At 66.7% G+C, this 21,263-nt stretch carries 19 protein-coding genes; 14 read left to right on the top strand and 5 right to left on the bottom strand.

The features are described 5' to 3' along the window. Positions 1-12 precede the first annotated feature (12 nt). The 7 genes from polA to GZ67_RS0109745 all read left to right on the top strand — a co-directional run bounded on the left by polA (position 13) and on the right by GZ67_RS0109745 (position 9,354). A complete protein-coding gene (polA, locus tag GZ67_RS0109775) occupies positions 13-2,646 on the top strand; it encodes a DNA polymerase I (RefSeq protein ID WP_029263379.1) in 2,634 nt (877 codons plus the stop codon). A gap of 41 nt (positions 2,647-2,687) precedes the next feature. Next, the gene (locus GZ67_RS0109770) at positions 2,688-4,364 is read left to right on the top strand and encodes a DUF885 domain-containing protein (protein ID WP_029263380.1); all 1,677 of its coding nucleotides are present in this window, start codon (positions 2,688-2,690) and stop codon (positions 4,362-4,364) included. Between the two features lie 54 nt (positions 4,365-4,418). Continuing rightward, positions 4,419-5,453: an LLM class flavin-dependent oxidoreductase gene (locus GZ67_RS0109765; protein ID WP_029263381.1), complete on the top strand. Its 1,035-nt coding sequence runs from the start codon at positions 4,419-4,421 to the stop codon at positions 5,451-5,453. 50 nt (positions 5,454-5,503) lie between these two features. Then, on the top strand, positions 5,504-6,856 hold the full coding sequence (locus GZ67_RS0109760) for an MFS transporter (protein ID WP_029263382.1): 1,353 nt from the start codon (positions 5,504-5,506) through the stop codon (positions 6,854-6,856). Positions 6,857-6,918: 62 nt separating this feature from the next. After that, a complete protein-coding gene (locus tag GZ67_RS0109755; RefSeq protein WP_029263383.1) occupies positions 6,919-7,674 on the top strand; it encodes an SGNH/GDSL hydrolase family protein in 756 nt (251 codons plus the stop codon). Between the two features lie 28 nt (positions 7,675-7,702). Beyond that, entirely contained in the window at positions 7,703-8,449 is a 747-nt protein-coding gene (locus GZ67_RS0109750; protein ID WP_029263384.1) for a formylglycine-generating enzyme family protein, read from the top strand. 92 nt (positions 8,450-8,541) lie between these two features. Then, positions 8,542-9,354, top strand: coding sequence for an arginase family protein (locus tag GZ67_RS0109745; protein WP_029263385.1), 813 nt, complete (start codon positions 8,542-8,544; stop codon positions 9,352-9,354). Positions 9,355-9,490: 136 nt separating this feature from the next. Here GZ67_RS0109745 and GZ67_RS0109740 read toward each other — a convergent pair whose 3' ends face one another. Next, positions 9,491-10,816, bottom strand: a complete 1,326-nt coding sequence (locus tag GZ67_RS0109740; protein WP_029263386.1) for an MFS transporter — start codon at positions 10,814-10,816, stop codon at positions 9,491-9,493. 73 nt (positions 10,817-10,889) lie between these two features. Between GZ67_RS0109740 and GZ67_RS0109735 the strand changes: the two genes are divergently transcribed. From GZ67_RS0109735 to GZ67_RS0109725, 3 genes are all read left to right on the top strand, one after another. Beyond that, positions 10,890-11,258, top strand: coding sequence for a VOC family protein (locus tag GZ67_RS0109735; RefSeq protein WP_029263387.1), 369 nt, complete (start codon positions 10,890-10,892; stop codon positions 11,256-11,258). Between the two features lie 495 nt (positions 11,259-11,753). Beyond that, positions 11,754-13,256 (top strand): Ig-like domain-containing protein, encoded by a 1,503-nt coding sequence (locus GZ67_RS0109730; protein ID WP_136025875.1) that lies wholly within the window; start codon positions 11,754-11,756, stop codon positions 13,254-13,256. Positions 13,257-13,285: 29 nt separating this feature from the next. Further along, positions 13,286-13,999: a tyrosine-protein phosphatase gene (locus GZ67_RS0109725; protein WP_029263389.1), complete on the top strand. Its 714-nt coding sequence runs from the start codon at positions 13,286-13,288 to the stop codon at positions 13,997-13,999. A gap of 21 nt (positions 14,000-14,020) precedes the next feature. Here the strand turns inward: GZ67_RS0109725 and GZ67_RS0109720 are convergent, their stop codons facing one another. The 3 genes from GZ67_RS0109720 to GZ67_RS0109710 are packed head-to-tail and all read right to left on the bottom strand — an operon-like array spanning position 14,021 to position 17,220. Continuing rightward, a complete protein-coding gene (locus GZ67_RS0109720) occupies positions 14,021-16,378 on the bottom strand; it encodes an ATP-binding cassette domain-containing protein (protein ID WP_029263390.1) in 2,358 nt (785 codons plus the stop codon). A 27-nt stretch (positions 16,379-16,405) separates the two neighbouring features. Next, positions 16,406-16,816 carry a VOC family protein gene (locus tag GZ67_RS0109715; protein WP_029263391.1) on the bottom strand — a complete coding sequence of 137 codons (411 nt, stop codon included), beginning with the start codon at positions 16,814-16,816 and terminating at the stop codon, positions 16,406-16,408. Between the two features lie 5 nt (positions 16,817-16,821). Further along, positions 16,822-17,220 (bottom strand): helix-turn-helix transcriptional regulator, encoded by a 399-nt coding sequence (locus tag GZ67_RS0109710; protein WP_051662469.1) that lies wholly within the window; start codon positions 17,218-17,220, stop codon positions 16,822-16,824. Between the two features lie 182 nt (positions 17,221-17,402). On the opposite strand from GZ67_RS0109710, the gene GZ67_RS0109705 reads away from it, so the two are divergent. Next, entirely contained in the window at positions 17,403-17,999 is a 597-nt protein-coding gene (locus tag GZ67_RS0109705) for an HdeD family acid-resistance protein (RefSeq protein ID WP_029273870.1), read from the top strand. 67 nt (positions 18,000-18,066) lie between these two features. Here the strand turns inward: GZ67_RS0109705 and GZ67_RS0109700 are convergent, their stop codons facing one another. Continuing rightward, complete coding sequence (locus GZ67_RS0109700; RefSeq protein ID WP_029263394.1) at positions 18,067-18,831, bottom strand: SDR family oxidoreductase; 765 nt, start codon at positions 18,829-18,831, stop codon at positions 18,067-18,069. Positions 18,832-18,953: 122 nt separating this feature from the next. On the opposite strand from GZ67_RS0109700, the gene GZ67_RS0109695 reads away from it, so the two are divergent. The 3 genes from GZ67_RS0109695 to GZ67_RS0109685 are packed head-to-tail and all read left to right on the top strand — an operon-like array spanning position 18,954 to position 21,134. Continuing rightward, entirely contained in the window at positions 18,954-19,427 is a 474-nt protein-coding gene (locus GZ67_RS0109695; RefSeq protein ID WP_029263395.1) for an NfeD family protein, read from the top strand. A 10-nt stretch (positions 19,428-19,437) separates the two neighbouring features. Continuing rightward, complete coding sequence (locus GZ67_RS0109690) at positions 19,438-20,367, top strand: SPFH domain-containing protein (protein WP_051662450.1); 930 nt, start codon at positions 19,438-19,440, stop codon at positions 20,365-20,367. Next, a complete protein-coding gene (locus tag GZ67_RS0109685) occupies positions 20,364-21,134 on the top strand; it encodes a glycerophosphodiester phosphodiesterase family protein (protein ID WP_029263397.1) in 771 nt (256 codons plus the stop codon). Before GZ67_RS0109690 ends, GZ67_RS0109685 begins: the two co-directional genes overlap by 4 nt. Positions 21,135-21,263 lie beyond the last annotated feature (129 nt).

Genomic DNA, 21,263 nt, shown 5'->3' with positions numbered 1-21,263 from the left:
TAGGCTGACAGGGTGACGGACTCCGCAAAGCCTACCCTCATGGTCGTCGACGGCCATTCGCTCGCCTATCGTGCCTTCTTCGCCCTTCCGGTCGAGAACTTCACGACCAAGGACAACCAGCACACGAACGGGATCTACGGGTTCCTGTCGATGCTGGTGAACCTCATCAAAGCCGAGCAGCCGACGCACCTGGCCATCGCCTTCGACACCTCGCGGCACTCGTTCCGCACCGATGAGTATCCGGAGTACAAGGCCACGCGCTCCGAGTCGCCGCAGGAGTTCAAGGGACAGATCCCGCTCCTGCAGGACTGCCTCGCCGCCATGTCGATACCGGTTCTGACGAAAGAGGGGATCGAGGCCGACGACATACTCGCGACGCTCGCGTCCCAGGGTGCGGAACAGGGCTACGACGTGCTGGTCGTCTCGGGCGACCGCGACACCATCCAGCTCGTCAACGACGATGTCACGCTGCTCTACCCCTCGGTGCAGGGCGTCTCCCAGCTCAAGCGGTATGACCCGACGACCGTCCAGGAGCGTTACGGGGTCCGGCCCGAGCAGTACCCCGACATCGCGGCACTGGTCGGCGAGACCAGCGACAACCTTCCCGGTGTGCCGAAGGTCGGCGAGAAGACTGCGGTCAAGTGGCTCACGCAGTTCGGCTCGCTCGACGAGCTGATCGCACGGGCCGATGAGATCAAGGGCGTGGTCGGCGGCAACCTCCGCGATCACATCGAAGACGTGCGTCGCAATCGCAAGCTCAACCGTCTGCTCACCGACGTCGAGCTTCCGGTCGGACCTGCTGATCTCGAGGTCGCCCCGATCGACGCACAGGCGGTGCGCGACATCTTCGCGCGTCTGGAGTTCCGCACCCTCCTGCCGCGGGTGTTCGAGGCCGTCGGCGCCGGCGAAGTCGCCGATGATCCTGCCTCCGTCGTCGTCCTCCCTGTGCCGGTCGACGTCGCGCCCGCCGATCTCGCGGCCTGGGCCGCAGCGCAGGACGGCGATGTCTCCCTCCGCGTCACCACCCAGGGCGGCGCCCCGGTGCGCATCGGTGCGGCCACGCTGACCGATCTGCGCGAGGCCGACTGGACGGACACCGCTGCCGAAGCCCTGCGCGAGTGGATCGAATCCAACGCGCCGAAGGTGCTCCACGATGCGAAGCCACAGGTCAAGGCGCTGATCCGTCAGGGCCTCCGCCTCCGCGGCCTTTCGTACGACACGAGTCTCGCCGGCTGGCTGCTGCGCCCCAGTTTCCCGGACAAGACCCTCGCCGACCTGGTCGAGCGCTACCTGGGCGAGAAGCTGCCCGAAGCAGACCCGTCCCAGCTCGTGCCCGAGACCGAGGGTGCGACGCCCTCGCAGGAGGCCTGGTTCGCCCTGCGCGTCGCCGATGCGCTGCGGGAAGACATCCCGGAGTCGGTCGGCACGGTCCTCGTCGACATCGAGCTGCCGACGCTGCTCACCCTCGCCGACATGGAGGTCGCCGGCGTGGCGGTCTCCCACGAAGTGCTCTCGACCTTCTCCGGCGAGCTCGCCACGCGCGCCGAGGGGCTCGCGCAGGAGGCGTTCTCCGTCGTCGGGCGCGAGTTCAATCTCGGCTCGCCGAAGCAGCTCCAGGAGGTGCTGTTCGAAGACCTCCAGCTCCCGAAGACCCGCAAGACGAAGACGGGGTATTCGACGGATGCCGCGGTCCTCGCCGACCTGCAGGAAAGCCACCCACATCCGTTCCTGAGCCTGCTGCTGCAGCACCGCGAAGCCACAAAGCTCCGTCAGATCATCGAATCGCTCGACACGGCGATCGGCGATGACCACCGCGTCCACACGACGTATGTGCAGACCGGAAGTCAGACCGGACGGCTCTCCAGTACCGACCCCAACCTGCAGAACATCCCGGTGCGCACCGAGGAATCCCGCCGCATCCGCAGCGCGTTCGAGGTCGGAGAGGGCTACGAGGCTCTCCTCACCGCCGACTACTCGCAGATCGAGATGCGCATCATGGCGCACCTCTCGGGCGACGAGGGGCTGATCGAGGCCTTCAACAGCGGGGAAGACCTGCACCGTTTCGTGGGCGCACGGGTGTTCGGCGTCGATCCGAGCGATGTGACGCCCGCCATGCGCACCAAGGTCAAGGCGATGTCGTACGGCTTGGTCTACGGACTCTCGGCGTTCGGGCTGTCCAAGCAGCTGCGCATCGAGCAGTCCGAGGCCAAGCAGCTCATGGTCGAGTACTTCGCCCGTTTCGGAGCAGTGCGCGACTATCTGCGTGCGTCGGTCATGAAGGCCAAGGAAGTCGGCTACACCGAGACGATCTTCGGTCGTCGCCGTCCGTTCCCCGACCTCGCGAGCCCGAACCGGGTGCTGCGGGAGAACGCCGAGCGTGCGGCGCTCAACGCGCCGATCCAGGGCAGCGCGGCCGACATCATGAAGATCGCGCTGCTGCACATCCACGACGATCTGCGGTCCGAACAGCTCTCCTCGCGGGTGCTGCTGCAGATCCACGATGAGCTCGTGGTCGAGGTCGCTCCGGGGGAGTGGGATGCCACCGAGCGCATCGTCCGCGCGCGCATGGGAGATGCGGCCGAGCTGACCGTGCCGCTCGACGTGCAGGTCGGCCGTGGTCGCGACTGGAACGAAGCCGCGCACTGACCTCCGGCGGTGGAAGGGGGGCGGGGATTAGGCTGGCAGCTATGACTTCAGCTCCTCGCACCCCCTCCGCCATCGACGCCGTCGCCGATGAATGGGTCGACAAGATCGCGGTTCTGGCGCCCACTCTCGGCACCTACATCGGCCGCGACGAGGTGAACGATCGTTTCGGCGATCTGAGCCCGGCCGGCCATGAGGAGATCGCCGCGGCGACCCGATCGACCCTCGACAAGCTGTCTGCTCTCACGCCCGTCGACGCGATCGACGAGGTCACCAAGACCGATCTCAGCGCGGAGCTCCGCCTGGACCTCGAGCTTCACGACGCCAAGTGGCATCTGCGCGACCTCAACGTCATCGCCTCCGCGGCGCAGGACGTGCGCTCGGTGTTCGACCTGATGCCGACGTCGACAGTCGAGGACTGGGACGTCGTCGCGACGCGCCTGGCCGCCGTCCCCGGCGCTCTCCGCGGCTACGTCGAGACGCTTCGCACCGGCATCGCCGAGGGCGTCATGCCCGCACGTCGTCAGGTGGTCGAGGTCGCCACCCAGATCGACCGCTACACCGCCGATGACGGGTTCTTCGCTGCCTTCGTGGCGGAAGCCGACCCGGACGAGGGTCAGCTTCCCGCCTCCCTGGCTCGTACGCTCGCCGACAATTCCGCCGCCGCACGGGTCGCCTACGACGAGCTACGTCGATTCCTGGCGGAGGAGCTCGCCCCGGCCGCCGGCGACGTCGATGCCGTGGGGCGTGAGCTGTACGCGCTCAACTCCCGCCGGTTCCTCGGCGCGACGATCGATCTCGACGAGACGTACGAGTGGGGCCGTGAGGAGCTCGCGCGCATGGTGGCGGAGCAGACCGCGATCGCGAACGAGATCCTTCCCGGAGCCTCGGTCGAAGAGGCCGCTGCTCATCTCGAGGCCGATCCCACCCGCAAGCTCGTCGGCACGGAAGCGCTGCAGAAGTGGATGCAGGAGACCAGCGACCGTGCGGTCGCCGAACTCGGCGCCTCGCACTTCGACATCCCGGAGGCTATCCGCACACTGGAGTGCATGATCGCCCCGACGCAGGAGGGTGGGATCTACTACACCGGCCCGACGGACGACTTCTCCCGTCCCGGTCGCATGTGGTGGTCCGTTCCCGAGGGTGTCACGGAGTTCGACACCTGGCGCGAACTCACCACCGTCTTCCACGAGGGTGTGCCCGGCCATCACCTCCAGATCGCGCAGGCGGTCTACAACCGTGCCGAGCTCAACTCCTGGCGCCGTCTGCTCGCGGGCACCTCGGGCCATGCCGAGGGATGGGCGCTCTATGCGGAGCGTCTGATGGAGCAGCTCGGATACCTCGACGACCCGGCCGACCGTCTCGGCATGCTCGACGGACAGCGGATGCGCGCGGCCAGGGTCGTCCTCGACATCGGCGTGCACCTGGGCAAGCCGCGCCTCGACGGTACCGGCGTGTGGGATGCCGAGTACGCGCTCGACTTCATGCGCCGGAACGTCAACATGTCCGACCAGTTCGTGCAGTTCGAAGTGAACCGGTACCTCGGCTGGCCGGGCCAGGCGCCCTCGTACAAGGTGGGGCAGCGCATCTGGGAGCAGGTTCGCGACGGCGTGCGTGCCGCCGAGGGCGACGCCTTCTCCTTCAAGGACTTCCACAAGAGGGCGCTCGACCTCGGCGGCGTCGGACTCGACACGCTGCGCACCGCGCTGTTGCCGCGCTGACGGGAATGCGGCCGAGCTATCGCGTGTTCATTCACGTGAATAGGAAGGCATGACATGAGCATCGAATTCGGGCTGGACACCTTCGGGGACATCACCAGGAACGCGGATGGGGAGCTCCTCACCGCGGCTCAGACGATCCGCAACATCGTGGCGCAGGCGGAGCTCGCAGACACCGTCGGTGTGAACTTCTTCGGGGTGGGGGAGCACCACCGCACGGAGTTCGCCGTCTCCGCGCCCGAGATGGTGCTCGCCGCCATCGCCGCGCGCACCGAGCACATCCGACTCGGCACCGCGGTCACCGTGCTGTCGTCCGACGACCCGGTGCGCGTGTTCGAACGGTTTTCGACTCTCGATGCACTCTCGAACGGGCGGGCCGAGGTCGTCCTGGGTCGAGGCTCGTTCATCGAGTCCTTCCCGCTGTTCGGCTACGACCTCCGCGACTACGACGCACTGTTCGAGCAGAAGCTCGAGCTCTTCGTCGAACTGCTCAAGGAGGAACCGGTCACCTGGTCCGGGACGATGCGCGCCTCTCTGGAGAACGCGAACGTGTTCCCGAAGACCGAGAACGGCCTGCGCACGTGGGTCGGCGTCGGCGGCAGCCCGGAGTCGGTCGTGCGGGTCGCCCGCCACGGCCTCGGTCTGATGCTGGCGATCATCGGGGGCCCGGCGCACCGGTTCAAGCCGTTCGTGGACCTCTACCACCGCTCGGTCGCCTCGTTCGGCACGACGTCGCATCCGATCTCGGTGCACTCTCCGGGGCACATCGCCGAGACGGACGCCGAAGCGTGGGATGCTGCCTACTCCGGCTTCGAGGCGATGAACAACACGATCGGGCGGGAGCGCGGATGGCCCGCCTACAGTCGCGCGCGATTCCAGAACGACGTCGGACCGGAAGGTGCGATCTACGCGGGGTCACCGGACCGGGTGGCCGCGAAGATCGCCGATACGATCACCACTCTCGGACTCGGCCGCTTCGACCTGAAGTACGCCACCGGCACGCTGTCCCACGACTCGATGATGCGCAGCATCGAGCTGTACGGCACCGAGGTGATCCCGCGGGTCCGCAAGCTCCTCGCCGACCGCGACTGAGTCGTCATCCGGGCGGGGCGGGGGGTTGCGCCGGCTCTACGATGAGGAGCATGGCCAACACCGCCCTGCCGAGCCGCACCTCGCTCGCTGAGCGCCTGGACGGGCTCCCGTTCACGCGCCGTCACCTCCGCCTGCTGACCGGTTCCGGACTCGGCTGGGCGTTGGATGCCATGGATGTCGGCCTCATCTCCTTTATCCTCGCCGCTCTCACCACGCAGTGGGATCTGAGCAAGACCGACGCCGGCTGGATCGCCTCCATCGGGTTCGTCGGGATGGCGATCGGCGCCACTCTCGGTGGGCTTCTGGCCGATCGGTTCGGACGAAGGCAGGTGTTCGCGCTCACTCTGCTGGTATACGGCGTCGCCACGGGCGCGAGCGCACTCGTCGGTGGACTCGCCGCCCTCCTCGTCCTGCGGTTCCTCGTCGGTCTGGGCCTGGGCGCCGAACTTCCCGTCGCGTCGACGTACGTGAGTGAATTCGCTCCCGCGCGCATCCGAGGACGTCTGATCGTCGTGTTGGAGGCCTTCTGGGCGTTGGGCTGGACTGCCGCGGCGGTGATCGGGTTCCTCGTCATCCCGGCCTCCGACGATGGATGGCGATGGGCATTCGCGCTGGGCGCCATCCCCGCGGTCTATGCACTGTTCGTTCGTTGGCGGATGCCGGAGTCGCCGCGCTGGCTGGCCTCCCGCGGACGCATCGCGGAAGCGGACCGCATCGTCTCGGCGTTCGAGGCGGATGCCGGCGTCGTTTCGGCACCGGCGATTCGGAAGGAACCACCCTCTCGTGCGATCGCGATCACGGCGCGCGCACGCCTCGCAACCCTGTGGAACCCGGAGTTCCGGCTACGGACGCTGTGCCTGTGGCTGGTCTGGCTCGGGGTCAACTTCGCCTACTACGGCGCCTTCATCTGGATCCCCAGCATCCTCGTCGACGCGGGCTTCGACCTCGTCAAGTCCTTCGGCTTCACCCTCATCATCACGCTCGCCCAGCTCCCCGGATACGCTGTCGCCGCCTGGCTGATCGAGGTCTGGGGGAGACGCCTGACCCTCTCGGTCTTCCTGGTGGGTTCGGCCGTTTCGGCCGTGATCTTCGGTACGGCGTCCACCGAGGGCGCGATCATCGGCGCGGGAATGGCGCTGTCCTTCTTCAACCTCGGCGCCTGGGGCGCGCTCTACGCGGTGACGCCCGAGATCTACCCCACGTCTCTGCGGGGGACCGGAGCGGGATGGGCGGCCGGGATCGGTCGAATCGCCTCGATCGTGGCGCCGCTGTCCGTCCCCGTCATCCTTCTCGCCGGGGGAGCGCCCCTGCTGTTCGCGGTGTTCGGCGTGTGCTTCCTCGGCGCAGCCGCCGCCGCCTGGGGATTGGTCGACCGCGGCGGAGAGGCTCTCGACGACCGCTGACGACGCGGGCGCATCCGCTGCGAAGCGACCGCCGTGTCGTCGGGCCGCAATAGGCTGGGACGATGGCAGATGTGCGCTTCGTGGCTATCGGCGACTCGTTCACAGAGGGCGTCGGCGACGTTCTCCCGAACGGGCAGGAGCGCGGCTGGGCCGATCTCGCGGCGCAGGGGTGGGCGGACGCCGTCGGGCACCCGATCCAGTACGCGAATCTCGCCATCCGCGGCAAGCTGGCCTGGCCGATCGTCGAGCAGCAACTCGAACCCGCGCTGGCTCTGCGACCCACTCACCTCTCGTTCAACGGCGGTGGCAACGACATGCTGCGCCCTCGTACCGATGTCGAACACATCGCGGATGCGTTCAGCCGGGTGCTGCGCCGGTGCGACGAGGAGGGTGTGACGATGATCCTCCTCTCCGGCGCGAACCCCAGCGGGCAGCTTCCGATGGGGTCGCTGGTGCAGCGCAGAGGGGATCTGCTCTCCGAGGCGGTGATACGTCGGATCGAAGAACGTCCCGACGTCATCCGAGCGCTCAACTGGCCGGACCGGGAGCTCTCCCGGGGCGCGTACTGGGCCGATGATCGTCTGCACATGAACGCGGCCGGACATCACCGCGTGGCCGCCCGGGTGCTCCACGCGCTGGGCTTCGAGCCTCCGGAGACCTGGTGGGCGCCGAGCGATCGCCTGGGAGCCGGTCCCTCCGGTCTCGCGTACTACCGAGAGTTCGTCGGTCCGTGGGTGCGGCGTCGTGTGACACGCACGTCATCCGGAGACGGCCGTGCCGCGAAGTATCCCACCTGGGTCGAACGGATTCCCTCGTGAGACCCGCCTGGCTACGGCGGATAGGGTCGTGAGCGACCTCGAACTGGCTCGCATCCACGCGGGCGTCATGACCTTGAACGATGCCCGTCGTAAAGAGCAGCGTGTGGTCGAGCTCGAGCCGTTCGAGATCGGGATCTATCCGGTCACGGAGGAACAGCTCGCCGACGTTCTCGACGTCCCCATGCGCCATCCGCGGCGCCCCGCATCCGATCTCTCGTGGCTGCGAGCCGTGCACTTCTGCAATGCCGCGTCCGAGTGGGAAGGCCTCGACCGGGTGTACCTGTTCGATGGCGAGGATGTGAGCTGGGACACCACCGCAGACGGCTACCGCCTGCCGACCGAAGCGGAGTGGGAGTTCGCGTGCCGCGCCGGCTCTACGGGTCCGCACTACGCGCCCCTCGCCGACGCCGCGTGGACGAGTGCGGACGGCGTGTCCACTCCGCAGGACGTCGGCGGCAAGCTCCCGAACCTGAACGGTCTCTTCGACACGCTCGGCAATGTCTGGGAATGGTGCTGGGACCTGCTGGATCCTGCCCGTTACGACGACTATCGCGTGTTCCGCGGCGGAGGGTTCGCCGACGACGCGTGGAGCGTTCGCGCGTCGGTGCGTCGTGGGGGAGCGCCGCGCATGCATCACGAGGACGTGGGTCTCCGGCTTGCGCGGGGAGCCTTCGACATTCCGGGGGAGGCCCAGGGGTGGTCGGCCCAGGGAGACCGGGAACGAGCCGTGCAGGACGGCCCCTTGCCTTCCGGGTGGACGCCACGCAGGCAGTGAGCCGCGCCGCCGGGCGACTTCTGCAGAGGACGCAACGACGGTGCGGTGATCGCCCGTTTGGTCGGTCGTCCCACGAGTGAAAAGCTGGACGCATGGCATCCGCGTACTCGCTCATCGTCTCTCAGGGTCGCGTCGCCGACCGTACCGACGGCGCCCTCATCGGTGCTCATCGAGTCGGCGAGGCGGTGTCGTCGTTGCTCGGTCTCGTCCCTCAGATCGTCGGAACGCCGACGGCGAGCACGGAAGACGATTGGTCCGTCGCGCTCCCGCAAGCGGAAGAGACACTGACCGGACTGCGCGATGCGCTGCGGAGTGCCCTCAGCGCAGGAGCGACACCGCTGCTCATCACCAACACCTGCGCGGCGAGTCTCGGCACGCTTCCGACGGTCGCCGAGCACCATCCCGATGCGATGCTGCTGTGGATCGACGCGCACGGCGACTTCAACACCCCGGAAACGACGGGGTCCGGTTACCTGGGCGGAATGGTTCTCGCGGCGGCATGCGGGCTGTGGGACAGCGGCCACGGATCAGGGCTCGATCCGAGGCAGGTCGTCGTTGTCGGCGGACGCGACATCGACCCGGCCGAGGGCGAGCTGCTCGCCGGCGCGGGCGTGACGGTGCTCGCCCCCTCCGAGAGCACACCGGAGCGGGTGCTGGAGCTCGTCTCCGGTCGGCCCGTGTGGATCCACGTCGACTGGGACGTGCTCGAACCGGGGTACATCCCGGCCGCGTACCGCGTCGGAGGTGGTCTGCTGCCGCACCAGATCGCGGCGATCTTCGCCGCTCTGTCATCGGGCTCCGTCCGAGGCGTCGAGCTCGCGGAGTTCGAAGCCGGCGACACAGAGGTTCCCGAACGCGTGAGCGTCGAGCTGATCGTCGAGACGCTGCAGCACCTGCTCCGCTGAGTCCCCAGCACGACGCCACCCCCGCCGGCGAGTCAGCCCCGCCCTGCGTCACCATGTAACGCTTCGGATCATCCGGCACGGCGAAGCCGCACGGGGCGTGGAGCCCGCGTGCGGTGGACGTCGTGAGAAGCGGCGCTCAGCGACGACGCTCAGGGTCGAGGCCCATCCGGATCCGCGTCCGCTTGCGCTCGACGAGGATGAAGGTCGTACCGATGATCCAGAGGGGGATCGGCATGAGGAAGGCGAGGCGGAACGCCTCGAGCGTGTATGTCTCGGGCGTACCCGCGCCCTGAAGGTCGAGAGCGAGTCCGATCAGGAAGATCGCGATGAGAGCGGCGATGAACCCGCCGGCGTTGGTGACGCCGGTGGCGGTGCTCAAACGATGGCTCGGGTTGTGGGTGCGGGCATGATCGAACGCGATCATGGACGCGGGCCCACCGGTTGCCAGCGCGACGGCGAGAACGTAGAGCAGCCAGATGGGAGCGGTGTCGGGCAGCGCGATGACAGCGATCCAGGCGGCCATCTGCACACCGACCGCGGGAAGCACGAGCGCGAGCGAGCGGTGATTGGGCAATCGACGGGAGAGATCTCCGATGATGGGCCCGAGAAGCATGCCGGAAACGACATATACAGAGATGATCCCCGCAGCATGTGCGGCATCGAGGCCTTCGGCCGCTGTGAGGAACGGCATTCCCCACAGCAGGACGAACGCGGTACCCGCGAACGGCGTGGTGAAATGCGACCAGAAGGCGAGGCGGGTTCCCGGGTGAGCCCACGCCGCGCGGATGCCGACGCCCGTGTCGATCGCGGAGGTGACAACGCGGATCACGCCCGTGTCGGTGTTCACGGTGACGTCGGCGCCGCGCTCGGCCGGGTGATTGCGGATGACGAGCGCCACGAGGATCGTGAACAGCACTCCGAGCCCGGCGATGCTGCCGAACGTGATGCTCCATGTCGTCGCATGCAGCAGTGCAGCGAGGGGGACCAGGGCGATCAGCTGACCGGTCTGCCCGATGATCCCGGTGAACTGCACCATGATCGGACCCCGCTGCGCGGGAAACCAGGTCGCGACGAGTCGTAGCACCGCAGGGAAGATGGCCGCGTCGCCGGCACCGAGTAGAACCCGCGCGAAGATCGCGATACCGATGCTGGGGGAGAGGGCCATGGTGAGCTGCCCCGCCGCCATCAGCAGCATGCCGATCGTCATGATCGGGCGAGAACCGAAGCGGTCGAGCAGGACCCCGATCGGAATCTGCATCCCTCCGTAGACCGCGAGCTGCACGACGGCGAACAGTGCGAGTGTCGACGCATCCGCGTCGAAGCGGTCAGCGGCCTCCACTCCGACGGCACCGAGCGACGTGCGGTTCGTGATGGAAAGCACATAGGCCGCGACACCGACGGACCAGATGATCCATGCGCGAACTCCTGGTGTGGACACGGGGGAGTGGGGGACCTGCGGCACGTATCAACGCTACTCCTGCGACGGCGGCGCCCCGTCCGTGGTCGATGTCGGAGGTGGCGACTAGCGTGACGCCATGACCAGTTCACCGCTGCACCACTCACTCGACTACGTCGAACTCGTCGTCACGGATCTCGAAGCATCGAAGCGGTTCTTCGCCGAGGCGTTCGCGTGGAGCTTCACCGACTACGGGCCGGGCTATGCCGGCATCATGTCGCCGCGAGGTGACGGCAGCGAGGTCGGTGGGCTCCTGCTCGCCGACGAGCCGCGTCCGGCCGGAGGCCCGCTGGTACTGCTCTACTCGGACGACCTCGACGCGACGATGAGCGGCATCATCGCCGCCGGTGGCACGATTCTGCAAGACCCGTACGCGTTCCCCGGCGGAAGACGCCTGCACTTCTCCGACCCCAGCGGCAACGAGCTCGGCGTCTGGTCCGCGCAGTAGATTCACGTCCCGCTCAGGGGGGATGCCTCTACCGCGAATCAGAGGAGCGCTGGCTGAGCCGGCGGTGGCCATCCTGACGCGATCTGACATAATGTGCATTATCGGCTATAGATCAACCGAGACCGTGCTCCAGGAGATCGAACGCCGATGGCGCAGGAAGACCTCACGAGGCTCAGCCGACACGCGCCGCCGAGTTCAGGCCACACGCAACTCCCGCATCCGATCGCCCCGGAGACGGAACCCGGTATCGGCGTCGACTTCTCGACTTCGCAGTTACCTTGTCGCGAGCGACGCAACCTTTCCTGCGGATTGCTCGCATTCCCACACGTAACACGCCCGCGCCCCATGCCAGCCCCACGCACTCGCCGAGTATGTCCTCGCGCGCGGCATCAATGCCGTCATATGTAAGATGTTACGCGATACAGTATTGGTGACGGCGACAGATCAGCTGATCCCCTCGAGCGAAGGACACCGATGAACTCTCGAACGACACGCGTGACAAGAGGACGCTGCATCGCTCGCCGACTCGCACTGGGATTGGTCGCGATCCTCGTTGGGAGCGTGCCGGCGCTGTTCGCCACCGCTGCCGCGACTGCGGCGCCCGTGACGGCGATCACCGGCGTAGAGATCATGAACGCGCCACCCCTTATGACGGAAACGCCCTACACGGTCGAAGCGACCTGGGCGGTGGATGACACCGCGATGGCGGGCGACACCTTCAGCCTCGATTTTCCCGATTCGATGTCCGGATACGCGGCGTCCTTCGCACTGCGGGACGACGACGGAGCTGAGGTCGGAAGCTGCGTCGTCTCGTCCGGGTCTTTCCTCTGCACACTCGGGGACTATGTCGAGACCCACACGAACGTAAGCGGTTCGCTGCACTTCCAGGCACGTTTCACATCTGCATTCGATGACGAGTCCGTCGTCTTCACCGCGGACAACGGCCTGACGTTCGACATGGCGACTCCCGGCGGCGTGGGCGACAACGCTGCCAGCCTCCCCCAGAGTCCGGAGAAATGGGGATCCGTCAACTTCGACGGAGAGTCCATGACGTGGGCTCTGAACATCCCGGCCGAGGTCTTGGCGTCGGCCGACGGCCAACCTGTGACGATCGTTGATGAGTACGACGAGCAGCTCACCTTCGATCCGGCGGCGACCTCCGCACGCTGGACTCTCGACTCGGACTGGGGCGACGACGTCTGGCACACCGTTTCGCACGGCACGGGCGCGGGGACCTACTCCCTCGTCGCGGATGCGGCCTCTCACACTTTCACGGTGACCTTCAACGAACCGGTGACCAGCGATGACCGCGTCTACCAGTTCATCACCGTGATGGACTTTCCGTCCGGCGTCCAAGATGGCGAGGCTTTCGGCAACAGCATGACGGTCGCCGGTCGTACGGTCACCGCAACCCCCGTCGCCTACGTCGCGTCCGGAGGTGACGGTGACGGTGACGGTCTCGGTGGGTTCGATGTGACCAAGACCGTGAGCGGGAACGGCGCGAATGCGGTCGATGGGGCTCAGTACACGATCGACTACTCGTTCATCGTTTCCGGTTCCGCGACGACCGGCGAGTTCGGGCTCACGGATGGCGCGACCGGTGGACTCACCGACCTGCCCGTGGGCACAGCCGTCACACTCTCTGAGGCTGCTGCCGCGGGCGAGGACGTCATCTACGGAACGCCGATCTACACCGGTACCGGCGTCAGAGACAACCGCGACGGCACAGCGACGTTCACGATCACCGACGACACCGTCGCGATCAGCCTGGAGAACCCGGTGTCGCTGGTTCCGCCCACGGACCCGCCTTCGGTCCCAGATTCGCCCGTGAGCCCTGGCACGCCGGGCAGTCCCGGCACGCCGAACGTCCCGGAAGGACAGGACGGCTCACTCGCCGTCACCGGCGCTGACGCCACTCCCCTGGTTCTGATCGGTGCCGCCACCCTGCTGACAGGCGCCCTTCTCCTGATCGTGCGCAGGGTTCGTCGCAGAGGCTGACGGTCCGGGCCGATGCGAGGATGGGAAGCATGAAGCCCGCCCTCAGCATCAACGGCCTGGCCAACGCCCGGGATCTCGGTGGGCTCGAGCGCGTCGACGGAACGACCACGCCCGATCGCATCTTCATTCGCGCCGAACGTCTCGATGAAGTCGATGCTTCCGGGTGGGAGGCTCTGCTCGCATACGGAGTGCGTACCGTCATCGATCTCCGTCGCCCCGACGAGTCCAGCGGCGAGGTGCCGTCTCCGCTCGCCCACGTACGGGTGGACCTCGACGGCGACGACGTCGGTTTCTGGGCGCCCTATGAAGCGGACGGACGGTGGGGAACGCCGCTCTACTACCTGGCACATCTGCAAGAGCTGCCTCATCGCCTCGCTGAGGTGCTCACCGCGATGGCATCCGCCGACGATGGTGCGATCCTCTTCCACTGCTCTGCCGGGTGGGACAGAACGGGGCTCGTAGCCGCGGTGCTCCTCCGTGCGCTCGACGTCACCAGTGATGCAGCCGTTCGCGACTACATGGGATCGTTCGCGAACGCCGAACGGATGGCGCTCCTGCACCGACGCTCGTTCGAGGTCGAGGAAAGACACCAGATCCTCGGCCGTTTCGGGCACACACCCGATTCGGCGTTCCGCGACATGTACGAGAACCTTCGCATCGACGACTGGTTCGCGGAAGCCGGCCTCGACCATGAGACGCGCACTGCGATCACGACGTGGCGGGGCGCGGTTCCGCGAACCTGATCGGCCTCATGCACTCATGGCTCAGGCGCCGACGTACTCTGCGAGGTGCTCCCCCGTCACTGTCGACTTCTGGGATACCAGATCCTTCGGCGCTCCCTCGAAGACGACCCGTCCGCCATCGTGGCCGGCGCCAGGGCCGATGTCGATGATCCAGTCGGCATGTGCCATGACCGCCTGGTGGTGCTCGATGACGATCACGGTCTTCCCCGAGTCGACGAGTCGATCGAGCAGTCCGAGGATCTTGTCGACGTCTGCGAGGTGCAGGCCGGTCGTCGGCTCGTCGAGCACATAGACGTCGCCCTTCTCCCCCATCTGGATCGCTAGCTTGATCCGCTGGCGTTCGCCGCCCGACAGAGTGGACAGCGGCTGCCCGAGCGACAGGTACCCGAGCCCCACGTCTTCCATGCGGCCGAGGATCGCCGTGGCGGCGGGGAGGGTGGACTCCCCTTCGCTGAAGAACACTCGCGCCTCGGCGACTGACAGATCGAGAACCTCGGTGATGTCCTTTCCCGCGAGCTTGTACTCGAGGACGCCTGCCTGGAAGCGCTTGCCGTCGCAGTCCTCGCACGGGGTCTCGATCGTGTCCATGAATCCGAGCTCGGTGATGATGACACCCGCGCCCTTGCACGAGGGGCAGGCGCCCTCGGAGTTGGCGCTGAACAGGGCGGGCTTCACACCGTTCGCCTTCGCGAACGCCTTTCGGATCGGTTCGAGCAGCCCCGTGTACGTCGCCGGGTTGCTCCGCCGGGAGCCCTTGATCGCGGCCTGATCGATCGCCACGACTCCGTCGCGCTTCGACACCGAGCCGTGGATGAGCGAGCTCTTTCCCGACCCGGCGACACCGGTCACGACAGTGAGGACACCGGTGGGGATGTCGACATCGACGTTCTGCAGATTGTTCGCCGTGGCGCCACGCACCTCGATCGCCCCCGATGCCGACCGCACAGCATCCTTCAGCTGCGCCCGGTCATCGAGATGGTCTCCCGTCTTGGTGCCGCTCGCCTTCAATCCCTCGACCGTGCCCTCGAAGCAGACCTCTCCACCGGCGCTTCCCGCGCCCGGACCCAGATCGACGACATGGTCCCCGATCGCGATGGTCTCCGGTTTGTGTTCGACGACCAGGACGGTGTTGCCCTTGTCGCGCAGCTGGAGCAGCAGTCCGTTCATGCGCTGGATGTCGTGCGGGTGCAAACCGATGGTCGGCTCGTCGAAGACGTACGTGATGTCGGTCAGGGACGAGCCGAGGTGACGCAACATCTTGATCCGCTGCGCCTCTCCCCCGGACAATGTGCCCGACGGTCGCTCCAGGCTGAGGTATCCCAGGCCGAGCGTCACGAAGGCGTCCAGGTTCGCGCTGAGCGCCTGGAGCAGCGGTCCGGCTCCGGGAAGATCGAGTCCGCGGACCCAGGCGGCGAGGTCCGTGACCTGCATCCGGCAGGCATCGGCGATGCTGATGCCGTCGATCTTCGAGGAACGCGCGCCCTCCGTCAGCCGGGTCCCATCGCACTCGGGACAGACCGCGAACGTGGCGACGCGCTCGACGAAGGCGCGGATGTGCGGCTGCAACGCGTCGAGATCCTTCGAGAGCATCGCCTTCGTGATCTTCGGAATCAGACCCTCATAGGTCATGTTGATCCCCGAGATCTTCACCTTCGTCACCTCGCCGTAGAGGAAGAGATGGCGCTGCTTCTCGGTGAACTGCGCGATCGGCTTGTCGGCGGGGTAGAACCCGGACTGCGAGAACCCCTTCACCATCCAGCCGTCAGCGGTGTATCCCGGCACCATGATCGCGCCCTCGTCGAGCGACTTCGACTCATCGACGATCTGAGCCAGGTCGAGGTCGGAGACTGCTCCCCTGCCCTCGCACCGTGGGCACATGCCCCCGAGGTAGATCGCATCCTTCACGATCTTCTTCTCTCCCCCGGGCCCGGTCATCACTCCGCTGGCCTTCTGAGTGGGGATGTTGAAGGAGAACGCCGTCGGACCGCCGATGTACGGCTGGCCGAGCTTGCTGAACAGGATGCGGAGCATCGCGTTCGCATCGGTGACGGTACCGACGGTCGACCGCGGGTTCGCGCCGAGACGCTCCTGGTCGACGATGATCGCGGTGGTCAGTCCCTCCAGGACGTCGACATCCGGGCGCGGCACCGACGGCATGAACCCCTGCACGAACGCGCTGTAAGTCTCATCGATCATGCGCCGGGACTCGGCGGCGATCGTGTCGAAGACGAGCGAGCTCTTGCCCGACCCTGACACCCCGGTGAAGACCGTCAGCCGCCGCTTCGGGATGTCGACGCTCACGTCTTTCAGATTGTTCTCACGTGCGCCCTGCACGCGGATCAGGTCATGGGTGTCCGCGGGGTGCTGGTCGTCGGTCATCTGCGTCCTTCGTGAATCGGAGAGTGTTCAGGCTGCTTGATTGATACGCAGCAGGTTGCCCGCGGGGTCGCGGAACGCGCAGTCGCGCACGCCATACGGCTGATCCATCGGCTCCTGCACGACGTCGGCACCGCTGTCGACGAGGCGGGAGAACAGATCGTCGACGTCATCGCTCGCGAGGGTCAGCGCCGCGTAGCTGCCCTTGGCGATGAGCTCGAGTATCGTCTGACGCTCGGTCTCCGTGATTCCCGGGTCGGTTGCCGGCGGATGCAGCACGATCGAGGTCTCCGGCTGACCCTCGGGACCGACCGTGAGCCAGCGGAGACCGTCGTAGCCGACGTCGTTGCGCACCTCGAACCCGAGGGCGTCCCGGTAGAACGTGAGAGCGGCCTCGGCGTCGGTGTGGGGAAGGAAGGCGTAATGGATGCTGATCTTCATGGTGTTCACGTTAGATGCGTGTCGGTGCGCGGTGCTTCTTGATTCCTGATCGGTCTGGTGACCTGCTTCACCTGGAACGAGGGAATCCCCTCGACGTTCGCGGCGCGTTCACGGTACACGCTGGGTGGGACACCCACCAGCTCCGAGAATCTCGTGCTGAAGGTTCCGAGCGACGAGCACCCGACTTCGAAGCACACTTCCGTCACCGTGAGGTCTCCGCGTCGCAGCAGTGCCATCGCGCGTTCGATCCGACGCGTCATCAGATAGGAGTAAGGCGACTCGCCGTATGCCTCCCGGAAGCACCGGCTGAGGTGCCCCGCCGACATGTGCACTCCGCGCGCGAGCGCCTCCACATCGAGGGGTTTCGCGTACTCCCGATCGATCCGGTCTCTAACCTTGCGCATCACGATGAGCTCGCGCAAACGCGTCTCGTCCGGGCCTGTCACCCGTCGATCCTGTCATGTCGCCCCGAGTCCCGCGATGACTTCGAGCAACACGGTCGGCGGAGCTTGCCCCACGTCTGCCTGCGAGAGCGCTACCCTGAGGGTGCATCCTCACAGGAACTTCTCAGAAAGGGGTCCCCACCATGTCTGAACCACTCACCCAGGCGAAGTCACTGTTCAAGTCGATCCGTGTCTCGCTGGCCGTAGCGGGCGTTCTCGCTCTCCTCGCCGGAATCGTCCTCCTGGTCTGGCCGGTGAAGTCCGCGGTCATCGTGACGGCGATCTTCGCCTCCTACCTCGTCATCGCCGGCCTGGTCTACATCGGCCTCGGGATCTTCTCGGGCGCGAAGGGCGGATGGGCTCGCGTGGGACACATCGTCCTCGGCCTGCTCTACGTCGTCGCCGGCGTCATCGCGTTCTTCAACCTGAGCGCCGCGGCGGCAACGCTGGCCTTCGTCGTCGTGATCTTCATCGGTGTCAGCTGGATCGTCGACGGCGTCGTCGCCCTGACGCTCCTCGGCAGCGACGGCTCGCGGGTATGGACCGTCCTGTACGCCATCCTCAGCATCATCGCGGGAATCATCGTGCTGTTCTCGCCGCTGATCGCCGGGTTCGCCTTCTGGCTGCTGCTCGGCATCTCGCTGATCGTGCTCGGAATCATCCAGATCGTGCGTGCCATCACGCTCGGCAAGGATGAGAAGGAGTACGTCGCCGCTGTCCAGGGAGAGCCCGTCAGCTGACGTCTCCCCCCATCGCCGAATCGGCCCCGTCCTGCGTCAGCAGGACGGGGCCGATTCTCGTCTGCGGCTACTCGGCGACGAACGCGCTCACATCTCCGACGAGCCGCGTGTTGTCGGAGGGCACCGGGTCGACCGCGGCCTTGGCTACCTCGGCGGCGAATTCGGAGACGTTGTAGAGCTTGCCGGCCGATTCCCGGCGTTCGGCGATCGCGCCCGGGTTCGCCCGCTCCAGCAGGGTGGCGGTGATCGTGCCCTCGATCATGTCGCCGGAGACGACCGTGAAGCCGATCCCCTTCTCGGCGAGAGCCGGGATGAGCTCACGGAGTGCATCCTCCCCTGCTCGCTTCGACAGGGCTACCGGTTCGTACTCCGGCATGGTCGGTGTCGTCCGGATGAAGTGCGCCTGGTGGCTGGTGACGAACACGACGCGCGCCCCGTCGCCCAACAGAGGGGTCGCCGCGTTCAGCACGTTGAGCTGCGCATCCCGGTTGAGCGTGAGCGCGTAGTCCTCGGCCATCCCCGACTCCATGCCACCGGAGGCGTTCAGTACGAGGACATCCAGACGTCCGTACTCCGCGCGGACGGCGTCGAACATCTGGGCCACCGATGCGGGATCGGTGAGGTCGGCCCCCACCACGAGCGCCCGACGTCCGAGCTCGCGCAGCTGCGCGGCGAGCTTCTCGGCGCGCGGTGCCTTGTTGCGGAAGTTGATGACGACATCCGCGCCGGCCTCGGCGAGGTAGCGGACGGTGTCTGCGCCGATCCCGCGTGATGAGCCGGTGACGAGCGCCACCTTGCCGTCGAGGGAACCTGCGGGAAGAACGTCGGTCACGGTGACTCCTCATGATGCGCGAAAAGGCCGTGATCGCACGGCTCACTCACACTATCAAGGGAGCGCTGTGGCACCCGGATCGGCGGTCCCCCGCGTGATACGTTGACCACAAAGGAGGCCGCATGGACAACTTCACGACATTCGTCACGTTCATCGACCAATGGGCTTGGATCGGCTGGCTGGTCCTGATCGCCGTGTTCCTCGTCATCGAGATGCTCTCGTTGGACTTCACGTTCCTCATGCTCAGCTTCGGCAGTGTCGTCGGACTGTTGACTGATCTGCTGGGTGTCCCGGTCTGGGTGCAGGTGATCATCGCGGCCGTGGCGGCGGCAGCGTTCATCCTCTTCCTCCGACCGCCGTTGCTCAAGCGCCTCCGGCGCGGCGAAGACCCGACGAAGTCCAACGTGGACGCTCTCGTCGATCTGCGCGGCATCGCGCTGGCCGAGATCACGCAGATCTCCGGCCAGGCGAAGCTCGCCAACGGCGACACCTGGACCGCGCGCACCGCTACGCCGGTCGCCATCCCTCAGGGAGCCCCGATCGCCGTGAGCGCGATCAACGGCGCGACCGCCATCGTCCGACCCGTCAACGACTAGGAGAACCCCCTTGGACGACGCATCGTTCATTCCCGCAGCGATCGGCTGGATCCTCGCCATCGCGGTGATCATCTTCGTGGTGGTCACCGTCGCACGCGCCATCAGGATCATCCCCCAGGCGACGGCCGGCGTCGTCGAACGCCTCGGCCGCTATCACAAGACCCTCACCCCCGGACTCAACATCCTGGTCCCCTTCATCGACCGGCTCCGGCCGCTGATCGACATGCGTGAGCAGGTCGTCTCGTTCCCGCCGCAGCCGGTGATCACCGAGGACAACCTCGTCGTCTCGATCGACACGGTCGTGTACTTCCAGGTGACGGATGCCCGCGCGGCGACGTATGAGATCGCCAACTACCTCGGCGCCGTCGAGCAGCTCACCACGACGACGCTGCGAAACGTCGTCGGTGGCCTCAACCTCGAGGAAGCCCTGACCAGCCGTGACAACATCAACGGCCAGCTCCGGGTGGTGCTCGACGAGGCGACCGGCAAGTGGGGCATCCGCGTGGGCCGCGTCGAGCTCAAGGCGATCGATCCGCCCATCTCCATTCAGGACTCCATGGAGAAGCAGATGCGCGCTGAGCGTGACCGTCGCGCCGCGATCCTGACGGCGGAGGGCACCAAGCAGTCGGCGATCCTCGAGGCAGAAGGCGCTCGCCAGGCCGAGATCCTCCGAGCCGAGGGTGACAAGCAGGCCGCCGTCCTCCGCGCCCAGGGTGAGGCCGAGGCGATCCAGAACGTCTTCACCGCCATCCACCAGGGTGCGCCCGACGACAAGCTCCTCGCCTACCAGTACCTCCAGATGCTGCCGAAGATCAGCGAGGGACAGTCCAACAAGCTGTGGATCATCCCGAGTGAGCTCACCGAGGCGCTCAAGGGCATCGGCAGCGCGTTCACGCCGAAGCCGGGTCAGGGCCCGACGAACACGCTTCCCGGCGCGTGACCCACCCGTACTTCACGAAAGCGCGGCATCCTCGGGTCCTCGCTCACCGCGGTCTGGTCACCGCGGAGGGCGAGGATTCGGGCATCTGGGAGAACTCCGCTGCTGCCTTCGCCGCCGCACACGCGGCGGGCGCCGAGTATGTCGAGACCGACTGCCAGGTCACGGCGGATGGCGATGTGGTGCTGTTCCACGACTCGACACTTGAGAGGCTCGTCGGTGACACGCGAGCAGTGCGGGACGTGCGCACGCTGGAGCTACGCGAGATCCTCTCCGCCCACGGCGGACTGCTCACGGTGGCGGAGGCGCTCGACTCGTTTCCCGATGTGCGCTTCAACATCGATGTGAAGACACCCGCCGCTGTCGAACCGCTCGGACCGATTCTGGTCGAACACACCCACCGCGTGCTCGTCACGAGTTTCTCAGACGCGAGCCGCCGCGCCGCCGTCTCCTCCGTCTTGCGGGCCGGCGCCTCGCTTCGGCCCGCGACATCGGGCGGAAGCCGCACGATCGCGGGGCTTCGCGCGCTGTCCGCGCTCCGCCTCTCCTCCGCACGCGTGCTCCAGGGAATCGACGCGCTCCAGATCCCCGAGCGACACGGAGCGCTCACCGTGCTCACCCCTGCCCTCGTCCGCGCCGCCCACCGACGCGGTGTCGAGATACATGTGTGGACGGTCAACGATCCCGCCGATATGCGCCGTCTCGTTGCCGCCGGAGTCGATGGGATCGTCTCGGATCGGTCTGACGTCGCCCTTCGGACTCTGTCCTGAACCGACGACTCCCGACGCGACCCATAACCTCCGGCACTGAGATTCAGCTGTGAATCGCGCCGAGATGCCGCCCGCGTGGATGAAGCGCACAGGCTGGAGCGTTATACCTGACAGCGACGAGAGGACCAC

Source organism: Microbacterium sp. Cr-K20 (assembly GCF_000708325.1).
In the GTDB taxonomy this organism is placed as follows: Bacteria; Actinomycetota; Actinomycetes; order Actinomycetales; family Microbacteriaceae; genus Microbacterium.
The sequence above is the reverse complement of the archived record's forward strand: the minus strand, read 5'-3'. Positions and strand labels throughout refer to the sequence as shown.